Source organism: Streptomyces sp. NBC_00299 (assembly GCF_036173045.1).
Classification (GTDB): Bacteria; Actinomycetota; Actinomycetes; order Streptomycetales; family Streptomycetaceae; genus Streptomyces; species Streptomyces machairae.
This window is the reverse complement of the sequence record NZ_CP108039.1, coordinates 7,414,485-7,427,946: the sequence shown is the minus strand read 5'-3', so window position 1 is coordinate 7,427,946 and position 13,462 is coordinate 7,414,485. Positions and strand designations below refer to the sequence as shown.

Annotated in this window: 10 protein-coding genes and 2 rRNA genes; 2 read left to right on the top strand and 10 right to left on the bottom strand. The window is 67.6% G+C overall.

All coding sequences use genetic code 11. The features are described 5' to 3' along the window. Nucleotides 1-75 precede the first annotated feature (75 nt). The 3 genes from OHT51_RS33125 to OHT51_RS33115 are packed head-to-tail and all read right to left on the bottom strand — an operon-like array spanning nt 76 to nt 2,118. A complete protein-coding gene (locus OHT51_RS33125; RefSeq protein WP_328882583.1) occupies nt 76-981 on the bottom strand; it encodes an NAD kinase in 906 nt (301 codons plus the stop codon). After that, nucleotides 978-1,793 (bottom strand): TlyA family RNA methyltransferase, encoded by an 816-nt coding sequence (locus OHT51_RS33120; RefSeq protein WP_328882582.1) that lies wholly within the window; start codon nt 1,791-1,793, stop codon nt 978-980. The genes OHT51_RS33125 and OHT51_RS33120 overlap by 4 nt, the downstream gene beginning before the upstream one ends. A gap of 7 nt (nt 1,794-1,800) precedes the next feature. Then, entirely contained in the window at nt 1,801-2,118 is a 318-nt protein-coding gene (locus OHT51_RS33115; RefSeq protein WP_328882581.1) for a hypothetical protein, read from the bottom strand. 42 nt (nt 2,119-2,160) lie between these two features. Here OHT51_RS33115 and OHT51_RS33110 point away from each other — a divergent pair, with 42 nt between their 5' ends. Then, nucleotides 2,161-2,508, top strand: coding sequence for an SCP2 sterol-binding domain-containing protein (locus OHT51_RS33110; protein ID WP_328882580.1), 348 nt, complete (start codon nt 2,161-2,163; stop codon nt 2,506-2,508). A 52-nt stretch (nt 2,509-2,560) separates the two neighbouring features. Here OHT51_RS33110 and OHT51_RS33105 read toward each other — a convergent pair whose 3' ends face one another. The 4 genes from OHT51_RS33105 to OHT51_RS33090 form a co-directional block, all read right to left on the bottom strand. Further along, nucleotides 2,561-3,475 carry an ABC transporter ATP-binding protein gene (locus OHT51_RS33105; RefSeq protein ID WP_328882579.1) on the bottom strand — a complete coding sequence of 305 codons (915 nt, stop codon included), beginning with the start codon at nt 3,473-3,475 and terminating at the stop codon, nt 2,561-2,563. Further along, nucleotides 3,472-4,491, bottom strand: coding sequence for a FecCD family ABC transporter permease (locus OHT51_RS33100; RefSeq protein ID WP_328884523.1), 1,020 nt, complete (start codon nt 4,489-4,491; stop codon nt 3,472-3,474). Before OHT51_RS33100 ends, OHT51_RS33105 begins: the two co-directional genes overlap by 4 nt. A 92-nt stretch (nt 4,492-4,583) precedes the next feature. Further along, nucleotides 4,584-5,627 (bottom strand): FecCD family ABC transporter permease, encoded by a 1,044-nt coding sequence (locus tag OHT51_RS33095; RefSeq protein WP_328882578.1) that lies wholly within the window; start codon nt 5,625-5,627, stop codon nt 4,584-4,586. A 139-nt stretch (nt 5,628-5,766) separates the two neighbouring features. Continuing rightward, on the bottom strand, nt 5,767-6,795 hold the full coding sequence (locus OHT51_RS33090) for an HAD hydrolase-like protein (protein ID WP_328882577.1): 1,029 nt from the start codon (nt 6,793-6,795) through the stop codon (nt 5,767-5,769). A gap of 72 nt (nt 6,796-6,867) precedes the next feature. Here OHT51_RS33090 and OHT51_RS33085 point away from each other — a divergent pair, with 72 nt between their 5' ends. Continuing rightward, nucleotides 6,868-8,160 carry a DUF1015 domain-containing protein gene (locus tag OHT51_RS33085; protein ID WP_328882576.1) on the top strand — a complete coding sequence of 431 codons (1,293 nt, stop codon included), beginning with the start codon at nt 6,868-6,870 and terminating at the stop codon, nt 8,158-8,160. Nucleotides 8,161-8,214: 54 nt separating this feature from the next. On the opposite strand, the gene OHT51_RS33080 is transcribed toward OHT51_RS33085, so the two are convergent. From OHT51_RS33080 to OHT51_RS33070, 3 genes are all read right to left on the bottom strand, one after another. Beyond that, a complete protein-coding gene (locus OHT51_RS33080; RefSeq protein WP_328884522.1) occupies nt 8,215-8,967 on the bottom strand; it encodes a hypothetical protein in 753 nt (250 codons plus the stop codon). Nucleotides 8,968-10,100: 1,133 nt separating this feature from the next. After that, nucleotides 10,101-10,217 (bottom strand): 5S ribosomal RNA (gene rrf, locus OHT51_RS33075). A 106-nt stretch (nt 10,218-10,323) separates the two neighbouring features. Then, nucleotides 10,324-13,441, bottom strand: a 23S ribosomal RNA gene (locus OHT51_RS33070). Nucleotides 13,442-13,462: the final 21 nt, after the last annotated feature.

Genomic DNA, 13,462 nt, shown 5'->3' with positions numbered 1-13,462 from the left:
GGCGAGTGCAACGCCCTCAAGGGGCGCGGGGAACCACCCGCAGCCGCCAGGAGCCCCCCACCCCCCTACGTACCGCTAGTGAGGCGCCCCGCGCCACCCGGAAACCGGCAACGCGAACTTCGCCACCAACCGATCCGTGAACGACGCATGATGCAGTCGAGCCAACCGCACCGGCACAGCCCCCCGCCGCACCTCGACCCGCGCCCCCGGCGGCAGTTCCACCGTCCGCCGCCCGTCACACCACAACACCCCCGGCGGGATGTGCGGCAGAACCTCCACCGCCAGGACAGAATCCGGCGACGTCACCAACGGCTTCGCGAAGAGCGCATGCGCGCTGATCGGCACCATCAGCAGCGCCTCGACCTCGGGCCACACCACAGGCCCGCCCGCAGAGAAGGCGTACGCAGTGGACCCGGTCGGCGTGGACAGCACGATCCCGTCACACCCGAACCCCGTGACCGGCCTCCCGTCGATCTCCAGCACGACCTCGAGCAGCTTCTCCGCGCCGGCCTTCTGCACGGCCGCCTCGTTCAGCGCCCAGTCCGTGTGCACGATGTCGCCGTTCTGATGGACGACGACGTCGACGGTCATCCGCTCCTCGACCTCGTACGCCTTGGTGACGACCCGGTCGACGACCTTGTCGAGATCATCGCGCTCGGCCTCCGCGAGGAACCCGACCCGCCCGAGGTTCACACCCAGCATCGGCACCCCGGACGCCCGGGCGAACTCGGCGCCGCGCAGCAGCGTCCCGTCGCCGCCCAGCACTATCAGCAGCTCGCACCCGTCGAGGCACTGCGCAGTCGCCTCCTTGACGAGCTCCACCTCGTCCGGCAGCGGCAGGTCGGCGGCCTCGTACTCCAGGACACGCACCCCGATGCCCTCCCGCAGCAGCCCCTTGACCACCAGCTCGGCGCTGCGAATGGCCGCGGGCCGCCCCGTGTGGGCGAGCAGAAAAACAGTACGAGCTCGGTTCGGTGTCAACGCGGCCCCTCCGCAACTGCACGGTCAACGTCGGCCGGGTCCAGGGCGGGCGCCCCGGCACGCAGCCACAGAAAGTACTCGACATTCCCGGAGGGGCCGGGCAACGGACTCGCCGTGACCCCCTTCACCCCGAGCCCGAGTTCCCACGCCTTCTCGGCCACGCCGCGCACGGCCTCGGCCCGCAGCTGGGAACTGCGGACGACCCCGCCGCTGCCCAGCCGCTCCTTCCCCACCTCGAACTGTGGCTTGACCATCATCACCAGATCGGCGTCCGGTTTCACGCACCGCACCAGGGCGGGCAGCACCAGTCCGAGCGGGATGAAGGACAGATCCCCCACGACAAGATCCACTGGTTCCCCATCGATCGCTTCGAGCGTCAACTCGCGTACGTTCGTACGGTCTTTGACGGTCACGCGTTCATCACTCCGGAGAGTCCAGGCCAGTTGTCCGTATCCGACGTCGACGGCCACGACCTGCGCGGCCCCGGCCCGCAGCAGCACATCGGTGAACCCGCCGGTGGACGCCCCGGCATCGAGCGCCCGCCGCCCCTCGACCGCCAGCCCTTGGGGCACGAAGACCTCCAGAGCGCCTGCGAGCTTGTGCCCGCCCCGGGACACGTACTCGGGGTCGCTGCCGTCGGCGACCACGACGATCGCCGCCGCGGTCTCCACCTGTGTGGCCGGCTTGGTCGCGACGGTCTTGCCGACGGTGACCCGCCCGGCGGCAATCAGCTGGCTGGCGTGCTCGCGCGAGCGCGCAAGCTTCCGGCGGACCAGCTCCGCGTCAAGACGGCGGCGTGCGACTCCTGCCACTTTCGGTTCAGCTCCTAGTCCCATACGTCGACGGGGGCCCCGGAGGTCCCGGGCGGGCGTCGAGCGCGGTGAGCGCGTCGCGCAGCCCCCGGTGTACATCCTCGTACACCTCCAGATGCCCGTCCGTGGCGAGGTGGTCGGCATCGCCGAGCCGCTCCAGCTGAGCGTCGACGTCGGCGTGGCCGGTGGGGGTGCGCGGGACGTTCAGCGGGGCGGGGGCGGCGGGGTCGCACTCGGGCTCGACCGCGAGCCCGGGGTCGGTTGCCTCCTCGGCCTCGACCTCGGTCTCCTCCGGGACCTCCGGCTGCGGAACTGTGTCGCTCATGCCCAGACGCTACCGCGAACCGCTGGGGTACCGTCGATCGCGATGGCCACGACTGAGGAGTGCCGCGCCGCACTCGAAAAGCTCTCGGACAACATGCAGCGCGCCGAAGGGGACGTCCGCTCGGCCGCCGCCCTGGACCGCTCGGTGAGCTGCCACATCACCGACCTGGACGTCACCTTCGTCGGCCGCATGGCGGGCGGTCGCATCCAGGTCCACGACACGCTCCAGGGCCCGCCCCGCGAGAAGGCCCAGATCAGACTGAGCATGACCGGCGACGACCTGGTCGCCATGGTCGACGGCGACCTGAACTTCGCCAAGGCATGGGGCTCGGGCCGGGTGAAGCTGCACGCGGGCCTGCGCGACCTGCTGGTCCTCAGGAAGCTTCTCTGAGTCACCTCAGGAGGCTTCCGCGGATCACCTCGGGAAGCTGCTCCAGGTCACCTCATGAGGCCTCTGCGGCGGCCACCTTCGCGATGTCCGCCTTCGTGACGTCAGCCCTGCCCCCGACCCGTGCCTTCCGCGCCGCCGGCACCACCAGCGGTGTCCCCGTCTCGGGGTCGTCGATGACCTGGCAGCGCAGGCCGAAGACGTCCTCGACCAGCTCGGCCGTCACGATGTCGTTCGGCGCGCCCTCGGCGATGATCTCCCCGCCGCGCAGAGCGATGAGGTGCGTGGCGTACCGGGCGGCGTGGTTCAGATCGTGCAGCACGGCGACCAGCGTCCGCCCCTGCTCCTCGTGCAGCTGGGCGCACAGGTCGAGGACGTCGATCTGGTGCTGGATGTCGAGGTAGGTCGTCGGCTCGTCGAGCAGCAGCAGCGGCGTCTGCTGCGCGAGGGCCATCGCGATCCACACGCGCTGGCGCTGACCGCCGGACAGTTCGTCGACATAGCGATCCGCGAGCTCGGCGACCCCGGTCTGCTCCATCGACTCCTGTACGACCCGCTCGTCCTCGGTCGACCACTGGCGCAGGATCCCCTGGTGCGGGTACCGGCCGCGGCCCACCAGGTCGGCGACCGTGATCCCGTCCGGTGCGATCGACGACTGCGGCAGCAGGCCCAGCGTGCGCGCGACCTTCTTCGCCGGCATCGACTGGATGACCTGACCGTCCAGCAGGACCCGGCCCTGGCTCGGCTTGAGCATCCGCGACAGCGCCCGCAGCAGCGTGGACTTGCCGCACGCGTTCGGGCCGACGATCACGGTGAAGGAGTTGTCGGGTATCTCCACCGACAGCTGCTCGGCGATGACCCGCTGGTCGTAGGCGAGGGTGACATTGTCGGCGGACAGGCGGTTCACAGTGCTCCTTCGGTTGTTCAGCCCGTTGGTGAGGCTCTCGTTGCCGTTGCTGCCGGCGCTCATATCCGGCCCGCCTTGCGCTCGGTGACCAGCAGCCAGAGCAGGTATACGCCGCCGAGCACACCCGTGACCACGCCCACGGGCATCTGGTCGGCTCCGAAGACCCGCTGGGATGTCCAGTCGGCGGCGACGAGGAGGGCGGCGCCCATGCACAGCGAGGGCAGCAGGTTCGGCCCGGGCGAGCGGGTCAGGCGCCGGGCGAGCTGCGGCGCGGTCAGCGCCACGAAGCTGACGGGACCCGCCGCGGCGGTGGCGGCCGCGGTGAGCAGCACGGCGGCCAGCATCAGCAGCAGCCGTACGCGTTCGACACGCACTCCGAGGGCGTACGAGACGTCGTCGCCCATCTCCATCATCCGCAGCCCACGCGCATTGGCGAGGACGAGCGGTACGAGGACGACGCACAGCGCGAGCAGCGGCCAGACCTGGGCCCAGTCACGGCCACTGAGGGAGCCGGTCATCCACACGACCGCGCGGGCCGCGTCGACGAGATCGGCCTTGGTCAGCAGATACCCGTTGACCGCGGTCATGATCGCGGACATGCCGATACCGACCAGCACCAGTCGGTACCCGTGCACGCCCCGCTTCCAGGCGAGCAGATAGATGGCGAGCCCGGTCGCCAGTCCACCCACGAGCGCACCCACGGTGACCTGGGCGGAGTCCCCGGAGAACAGCACGATCACCACGAGCGCCCCGGCCGTGGCCCCCTGTCCGAGGCCGAGGATGTCCGGGCTGCCCAGCGGGTTGCGGGACAGCGCCTGGAACAGCGCCCCGCCGAGGCCGAGCGCGGCACCGACAAGGAGCCCGACCAGGACTCTCGGCAGCCGCAGCTCGTTGACGATGAACTCCTGCCCCGCGTTGCCGTTGCCGACCAGCGTCTTGAGCACGTCGCCCGCCGAGATCGGGAAGTCTCCGGTGCCGATCAGCAGGACGCTCGCGGTGAGCGCGGCGAGCAGCAGCAGGACGACAGCGGTCAGCGCCCGGACGTCCAGCCGGACGGAGATCCCGCCCGGCGTCCGCACGGCACGGTTGGCGCGGGTGGCGCGGGTGGCGCGGGTGGCGCGGGTGGTCGCCGCCGGCTCCGCGGTCTTGGCTTCGCTCTTCACTGCGGTCCTCACAGCTGGGCCGTCCTCCGCCGTCGTACGAGAAAGATGAAGACCGGGCCGCCGAGGATCGCGGTGACGATGCCGACCTGGAGCTCGGCGGGCCGGGTGACGGTCCGGCCGAGCACATCGGCGCCGAGCAGCAGCACCGGCGACAGGACGGCCGCGTAGGGCAGGATCCAGCGCAGGTCGGGCCCGGTGAAGGACCGCACGACATGCGGCACCATCAGGCCGACGAACACGATCGGCCCGCAGGCCGCGGTCGCGGCGCCGCACAGCACGGTCGCGGCGAGCATCGACAGCACCCGGGTCCGGTTCAGGTTGGCGCCGAGGGCCTTGGCGGTGTCGTCGCCCATCTCCATGGCGTTGAGCGGCCGGGCCAGGGCTAGCGCGAGGACCACGCCGACGACGAGGAACGGCAGCACCTGCCTGATGGTCGAGTCCGTCGCCGAGGACAGCGAACCGACCGTCCAGAAGCGCATCTTGTTCAGCGCCGCGTCGTCCGTGATCATCACGGCCTGGAGATAGCCGTAGAGCGCGGCGCTGATCGCCGTACCGGCGAGCGCGAGCCGCACCGGCGTGGCGCCCCGGCTGCCGCCGAGGAACCAGACCATCGCCCCGACCGCGGCAGCGCCGAGGAAGGCGAACCAGACATAGCCGCTGAGGCTGGTGACACCGAAGAACGTGATGGCGGTGACGACCGCGGCGGACGCGCCCGCGTTGATGCCGAGCAGGCCGGGATCGGCGAGCGGATTGCGGGTGAGCGCCTGCAGCACCGCCCCGGCGAGACCGAGCGCGGCGCCGGCCAGCAGTCCGAGGACGGTGCGCGAGATCCGGTCGTCGACCACGACGTCGCCGTAGGTCCCGGAACTCTCGAACAGCCCGTGCCAGACCTCCCCCAGGGACAGCTGTTTCGCCCCGATCGCGATGCTCGCCGCAACGACGACCATCAGAATCAGGACAGAGACAAGCAGCCCAACGGCACGTATCGCCCGTCGGGTTGGGGGCGCGGACTGGGACTCCGCGCGCTGTTCAGGAGGACTGTCGACCAACACGCAGTTAGGTTAGCCTACCCTCCCATTCAGCCACGATCCCGCCGTACAAGGTCACTGTGCCGCCGTACGGCGTCACCGCCCCGGCCACAATCCCTCCCCGGCGACGTCACACCCCCGGCCACGGCGATTCCCTACGAGGTCACAACCCCAGCCGCGCCAGCCCCTTGCCCGCATCCAGCGTGCACGAGCCGTCCCCGGCCGCGGTCCAGGCCGCCGCACACAGCGCCCGCAGCCCGTCCAAGGCCTCACCGTCCCCGACGAGTTCCAGCCGGTCCGCCCGCGCGGTCGCCGCCCAGCCACCGCACCGGAAGCCCTCTCCGTCCTCGGCAACCTCCGGCTGCCCGGTGAGCAACCCGCGCAGATCGGCGTCGACATAAGTCGGCCGATGCTGCGGCGGCGCGGCAAGCAGCTGCGCGCCGTCCGTCACGCCGGTCAGCACGAGCAGCGAGTCGACGCCACCGTTGGACGCGCCCTCGATGTCCGTGTCCAGCCGGTCCCCGACGACCAGCGGCCGCTCGGCGCCGGTGCGCAGGATCGTCTCCCGGTGCATGGGAGGCAACGGCTTGCCCGCCACCTGTGGCTCGGCGCCGGTGGCGATGCGCACGACCTCCACCGCCGCGCCGTTGCCCGGCGCGATCCCGCGCGCGCTCGGAATCGTCAGGTCGGTGTTGGACGCGAACCACGGCACCCCACGCGCGATGGCGTAGCACGCCTCCGCGAACCGGCCCCAGGCCAGCTCCGGCCCGCCGTACCCCTGCACGACGGCCGCCGGATCGTCGTCCGCCGACTCCACCGGCTCCAGCCCGCGCTCGCGCAGCGCCACCCGCAGCCCCTCCCCGCCGATCACCAGCACCCTGGCGCCCGCCGGCACCTGCTCACTGATCAGCCGCGCAGCCGCCTGCGCCGAGGTGATGACGTCGTCCGCCCCCGTGGGTATCCCCAGCGCGGTCAGATGCGCGGCCACGACGTCCGGAGTCCGCAGCGCGTTGTTCGTGACGTACGCGAGATGCATCCCGCCCGCACGGGCCGTTGCCAGCGACTCCACGGCATGCACGATCGCGTTGCCCCCGGCGTACACCACGCCGTCGAGGTCGAGCAGCGCCGTGTCGTACGCCTCGCTCAGCGCCTGGCCACTGCCCTCCGGCCTCCTCCTGACGCTCTGGCTCATTCCACATCGCTCCTCGCTCGACGGCTTTCCCTCGATCATCCCCCATGCCACCGACACCCGTACGATGCCGGGATGAACACAGCAGGTCACCAGGAAGCAACGGCGCGCCGAGGCCTCGAACTCACCCCGTTCCGAGGGCTTCGCTACGACCCCGACCGGGTCGGCAGCCTGGCCGCCGTGACATCGCCTCCGTACGACGTCGTCGTCCGCCCCGACGGCCTGCACCACCTTCAGGACGCGGACCCGTACAACATCGTGCGGCTGATCCTCCCTCAGGCCGACACCGCGGACGCCCGCAACGACCAGGCCGCGACGACCCTGCGCCGCTGGCTGTCCGAGGGCGTACTGACCGCCGACCCGGAGCCCGGCCTCTACGTCTACGAACAGCGTGACGGCGAGGGCATGCTGCAGCGCGGCATCATCGGCGCCCTGCGCGTGACGGAGCCCTCGGAGGGCCTCGTCCTGCCGCACGAGGACGTCATGCCGCACGTGGTCGCCGACAGAGCGGCTCTGATGCGCGCCACCTCCGCGAACCTCGAACCGCTGCTGCTGACCTACCGCGGCAACGGCACGGCGACCGACACGACCGCCGTCATCGAGGGCACGATCGAGGTCCCTCCGCTCTTCGCGACCACCACGGAGGACGGCTTCAGCCACCGCCTGTGGTCGATCACCGACCCCGCCGACCTGGCCCGCGTCCAGTCGGACCTGACCCTTCGCCAGGCCCTGATCGCCGACGGCCATCACCGCTGGGCGACATATCGACGTCTACGCGCGGAGCACGGCTCGCCCAGCCCCTGGGACTACGGCCTGGTCCTCCTCGTCGACACGGCCCGCTATCCCCTCCGCGTCCGCGCCATCCACCGCCTCCTGCACGACCTGCCGGTGCCGGACGCCCTGGCCGCCCTCGACGGCCACTTCCGCGTACGCCGCCTCGAAGTCCCGCTCGCCGAGGCCCTGGAGGCACTTGCCGACGCCGCCTGCGCGGGCAACGCCTACCTCCTCGCCGGAGACGGCGCCTTCCACCTCGTCGACGCCCCGGACCCGGCCCTCCTCGACCGCACGGTCCCCACCGACCGCCCCGCGGCCTGGCGCACCCTGGACGCCACCGTCCTGCACGCCACACTCCTCGCCCACGTCTGGCGCATCCCTGAGGACGACCCCGCCCGCATCGCCTACATCCACGACACCGCCGCCACCGTCAAGAAAGCGGAGAGCGACGGCGGTACGGCCGTCCTCATGCACCCGGTCCGTGAGGACGTCGTACGCGACCTGGCCCGCCAGGGCGTGACGATGCCCCGCAAGTCGACGTCGTTCGGCCCGAAGCCGGCCTCGGGCCTGGTGCTGCGCACCCTGGACGGATAAACGCCGAAGGGCGGGACCCCAGCCCGGGATCCCGCCCTTCATGTCACACGCAGCTCACTCCTTGCCGCCCTCTTCAGGATCGACCGGGGCCTGCTCATCACGGCTGCCGTCGCTCTCGCCCTCGCTCTCGTCGAAGGCGTCGACAAACTCAACACCGTCCAACTCGGCGAGCCGGTCGGAGGCATCCGTGCTGCCGTCCTTGTCCGCCTCGACGGCCTTGGCGAACCACTCACGCGCCTCACCCTGCCGCCCGGCGGCCAGCAGCGCGTCCGCGTAGGCATACCGCAGCCGCGCGGTCCACGGCTGTACGGAGTTGGAGGCCAGCTCGGGGCTCTGCAGCGTCACGATGGCCGCGTCCAGCTGCCCCATGTCACGCCGAGCGCCGGCCGCGACGAGCCGCATCTCGACCTGCCCGGCCTTGTCCAGCTTGTGCACCTCGGACGCCCCGGCCATGTCCAGCGCCTTCTCCGGCCGCCCGAGCCCACGCTCACAGTCGGCCATCAACGGCCACAGCTCCACGCCACCGGTCATCCGCCGCGCCGCCCGGAACTCGGCAAGCGCCTCGGCGTACTTCTGGTTCGCATACGCCGCGAACCCGCCCGCCTCTCGCACGGCCGCGACACGCGACGCCAGCCGAAGGGCCACCTTGGAGTAGCCGTACGCGCGCTCGGGGTCCTCGTCGATGAGCCGCGCGACCATCACCAGGTTCTTGGCGACGTCCTCCGCGAGCGTCTTCGGCAGGCTCTGCAGCTCCTGCCGTACGTCCTTGTCGATCTCGTCACCCGTGACGTCCTCGGGGATCGGCAGCCGCTTGATCGGCTCACGGTCCCGGTCCCGCTCATCACGGAACCGGCCACCACCACGCCGGTCGTCACGCCGGTCATCGCGCCGATCGTCCCGCCCACGGAACCCACCGGGACGCCCACCGCGGTCGTCCCGACGGGGCCCCCCACGACCACCACGGTCGTCACGCCCACGGAACCCACCACGGTCGCCCCGGCTGTCATCCCGCCGGAAGCCGCCACGGTCATCGCCACGACGATCATCGCGCCGGTCGTCACGACGGTCATCCCTGCGATCATCGCGGCGGTCGCCACGCCGGTCGTCACGCCGGTCATCACGCCGGAAGGTGCTTCGATCGCCGCCGCGGTCATCGCCACGACGATCATCGCGCCGGTCGTCACGCCGGTCGTCACGGCGGAAGCCACGATCCCGGTCGTCGCCACGGAACCCACGGTCCCGATCGTCGCGGCGGAAGCCTCCCCGGTCACCATCACGGCGGTCGTCGCGCCGGCCATAGCCGCCACCACCACGGTTGTCATCACGACGGAAGCCACCGCGGTCATCGCCACGACGGTCATCGCGCCGGGCGAAACCGCCGCGCTCGTCGTCGCGACGCTCCCCCCGGTCGTCACGACGGAAGGACGGACGATCGCCCTCGCGACGGAAGCCGCGGTCACGGTCGTCCCGACGCGGTCCACCGGAACGGTCGTCCCTACGGAACGGCGGACGGGGACCGCGATCGCCTTCACGCCGGTCGCCACCACGGTCATCACGCCGGCCGGAGCCACCGCCCCGGTTGTCGTCGCGACGGAAGCCGCCACGGTCATCGCTGCGACGATCGTCACGTCGGTCATCGCGGCGGTCGCCGCCCCGCTCGTCACCACGGCGATCGTCACGACGCCCATAGCCACCACGGTCGTTGTCACGACGGGCAGCACCGCCACGGGCACCACCACGGTCGCCGCCGCGGTAACCGCCTCGATCACCCCGGTCGCCGCGGTCACCACTGTCCCGTCGCCGCGGTTCGCGCTCCGGTCGGTCGTCGGGAGAGTTGGTGGACATCGGTGACTCCTGTCTTCGGTACGCAAGCATTATAAAAACGAAAGGACCCCTGGCCCCAGCTGAACGCTGGTGACCAGGGGTCCTTCCCAAAGATTGTTCGGCGGCGTCCTACTCTCCCACAGGGTCCCCCCTGCAGTACCATCGGCGCTGTAAGGCTTAGCTTCCGGGTTCGAAATGTAACCGGGCGTTTCCCTCACGCTATAACCACCGAAACCCTAATGGTTTCGAGCGAACAAGCACACTTTTCTTTTGTCTGTTCTGCTCAAGAAACCGGCAACGGTCGTTGCCTCAGAACTAACACAGTGGACGCGAGCATCTATGGACAAGCCCTCGGCCTATTAGTACCGGTCACCTCCACACGTTACCGTGCTTCCAGATCCGGCCTATCAACCCAGTCGTCTACTGGGAGCCTTACCCCATCAAGTGGGTGGGAATACTCATCTCGAAGCAGGCTTCCCGCTTAGATGCTTTCAGCGGTTATCCCTCCCGAACGTAGCCAACCAGCCATGCCCTTGGCAGAACAACTGGCACACCAGAGGTTCGTCCGTCCCGGTCCTCTCGTACTAGGGACAGCCCTTCTCAATATTCCTACGCGCGCAGCGGATAGGGACCGAACTGTCTCACGACGTTCTAAACCCAGCTCGCGTACCGCTTTAATGGGCGAACAGCCCAACCCTTGGGACCGACTCCAGCCCCAGGATGCGACGAGCCGACATCGAGGTGCCAAACCATCCCGTCGATATGGACTCTTGGGGAAGATCAGCCTGTTATCCCCGGGGTACCTTTTATCCGTTGAGCGACGGCGCTTCCACAAGCCACCGCCGGATCACTAGTCCCGACTTTCGTCCCTGCTCGACCCGTCGGTCTCACAGTCAAGCTCCCTTGTGCACTTACACTCAACACCTGATTGCCAACCAGGCTGAGGGAACCTTTGGGCGCCTCCGTTACTCTTTAGGAGGCAACCGCCCCAGTTAAACTACCCATCAGACACTGTCCCTGATCCGGATCACGGACCCAGGTTAGACATCCAGCACGACCAGAGTGGTATTTCAACGACGACTCCCCCTGAACTGGCGTCCAGAGTTCACAGTCTCCCACCTATCCTACACAAGCCGAACCGAACACCAATATCAAACTGTAGTAAAGGTCCCGGGGTCTTTCCGTCCTGCTGCGCGAAACGAGCATCTTTACTCGTAGTGCAATTTCACCGGGCCTATGGTTGAGACAGTCGAGAAGTCGTTACGCCATTCGTGCAGGTCGGAACTTACCCGACAAGGAATTTCGCTACCTTAGGATGGTTATAGTTACCACCGCCGTTTACTGGCGCTTAAGTTCTCAGCTTCGCCACAACGAATTGTGACTAACCGGTCCCCTTAACGTTCCAGCACCGGGCAGGCGTCAGTCCGTATACATCGCCTTACGGCTTCGCACGGACCTGTGTTTTTAGTAAACAGTCGCTTCTCGCTGGTCTCTGCGGCCACCCCCAGCTCAGGAAGCACGTTCCCTCACCAGTGATGGCCCCCCTTCTCCCGAAGTTACGGGGGCATTTTGCCGAGTTCCTTAACCATAGTTCACCCGAACGCCTCGGTATTCTCTACCTGACCACCTGAGTCGGTTTAGGGTACGGGCCGCCATGAAACTCGCTAGAGGCTTTTCTCGACAGCATAGGATCATCCACTTCACCACAATCGGCTCGGCATCAGGTCTCAGCCTCATGTGATCCGGATTTGCCTGGATCACGGCCTACACCCTTACCCCGGGACAACCACCGCCCGGGCTGGACTACCTTCCTGCGTCACCCCATCACTCACCTACTACAGGTCTGGTCCGTCGGCTCCACCACTCCCCTTTGCCCGAAGGCTCCAGGGCGGCTTAACGGACTTAGCATCGCCTGGTTCAATGTTTGACGCTTCACAGCGGGTACCGGAATATCAACCGGTTATCCATCGACTACGCCTGTCGGCCTCGCCTTAGGTCCCGACTTACCCTGGGCAGATCAGCTTGACCCAGGAACCCTTAGTCAATCGGCGCACACGTTTCTCACGTGTGAATCGCTACTCATGCCTGCATTCTCACTCGTGAACCGTCCACCACTGCCTTCCGGCGCGGCTTCACCCGGCACACGACGCTCCCCTACCCATCCATACACCCGTTGGGGCTGTTGTATGAATGACACGACTTCGGCGGTACGCTTGAGCCCCGCTACATTGTCGGCGCGGAATCACTAGACCAGTGAGCTATTACGCACTCTTTCAAGGGTGGCTGCTTCTAAGCCAACCTCCTGGTTGTCTCTGCGACTCCACATCCTTTCCCACTTAGCGTACGCTTAGGGGCCTTAGTCGATGCTCTGGGCTGTTTCCCTCTCGACCATGGAGCTTATCCCCCACAGTCTCACTGCCGCGCTCTCACTTACCGGCATTCGGAGTTTGGCTAAGGTCAGTAACCCGGTAGGGCCCATCGCCTATCCAGTGCTCTACCTCCGGCAAGAAACACACGACGCTGCACCTAAATGCATTTCGGGGAGAACCAGCTATCACGGAGTTTGATTGGCCTTTCACCCCTAACCACAGGTCATCCCCCAGGTTTTCAACCCTGGTGGGTTCGGTCCTCCACGAAGTCTTACCTCCGCTTCAACCTGCCCATGGCTAGATCACTCCGCTTCGGGTCTTGAGCGCGCTACTGAATCGCCCTATTCGGACTCGCTTTCGCTACGGCTTCCCCACACGGGTTAACCTCGCAACACACCGCAAACTCGCAGGCTCATTCTTCAAAAGGCACGCAGTCACGAGAATGTGCAAGCACATTCCGACGCTCCCACGGCTTGTAGGCACACGGTTTCAGGTACTATTTCACTCCCCTCCCGGGGTACTTTTCACCATTCCCTCACGGTACTATCCGCTATCGGTCACCAGGGAATATTTAGGCTTAGCGGGTGGTCCCGCCAGATTCACACGGGATTTCTCGGGCCCCGTGCTACTTGGGTGTCTCTCAAACGAGCCGCTGATGTTTCGACTACGGGGGTCTTACCCTCTACGCCGGACCTTTCGCATGTCCTTCGCCTACATCAACGGTTTCTGACTCGTCTCACAGCCGGCAGACTGTGAAAGAGAGATCCCACAACCCCGTATACGCAACCCCTGCCGGGTCTCACACGTATACGGTTTAGCCTCATCCAGTTTCGCTCGCCACTACTCCCGGAATCACGGTTGTTTTCTCTTCCTGCGGGTACTGAGATGTTTCACTTCCCCGCGTTCCCTCCACTTGCCCTATGTGTTCAGGCAAGGGTGACAGCCCATGACGACTGCCGGGTTTCCCCATTCGGAAACCCCCGGATCAAAGCCTGGTTGACGACTCCCCGGGGACTATCGTGGCCTCCCACGTCCTTCATCGGTTCCTGGTGCCAAGGCATCCACCGTGCGCCCTTAAAAACTTGGCCACAGATGCTCGCGTCCACTGT

What these genes read in the sequence shown, in the direction of transcription:
- OHT51_RS33115 (WP_328882581.1), bottom strand. Translation starts at nt 2,118, where the DNA reads ATGAGCGACACAGTTCCGCAGCCGGAGGTCCCGGAGGAGACCGAGGTC.
- OHT51_RS33110 (WP_328882580.1), top strand. Translation starts at nt 2,161, where the DNA reads ATGGCCACGACTGAGGAGTGCCGCGCCGCACTCGAAAAGCTCTCGGAC.
- OHT51_RS33105 (WP_328882579.1), bottom strand. Translation starts at nt 3,475, where the DNA reads ATGAGCGCCGGCAGCAACGGCAACGAGAGCCTCACCAACGGGCTGAAC.
- OHT51_RS33090 (WP_328882577.1), bottom strand. Translation starts at nt 6,795, where the DNA reads ATGAGCCAGAGCGTCAGGAGGAGGCCGGAGGGCAGTGGCCAGGCGCTG.
- OHT51_RS33085 (WP_328882576.1), top strand. Translation starts at nt 6,868, where the DNA reads ATGAACACAGCAGGTCACCAGGAAGCAACGGCGCGCCGAGGCCTCGAA.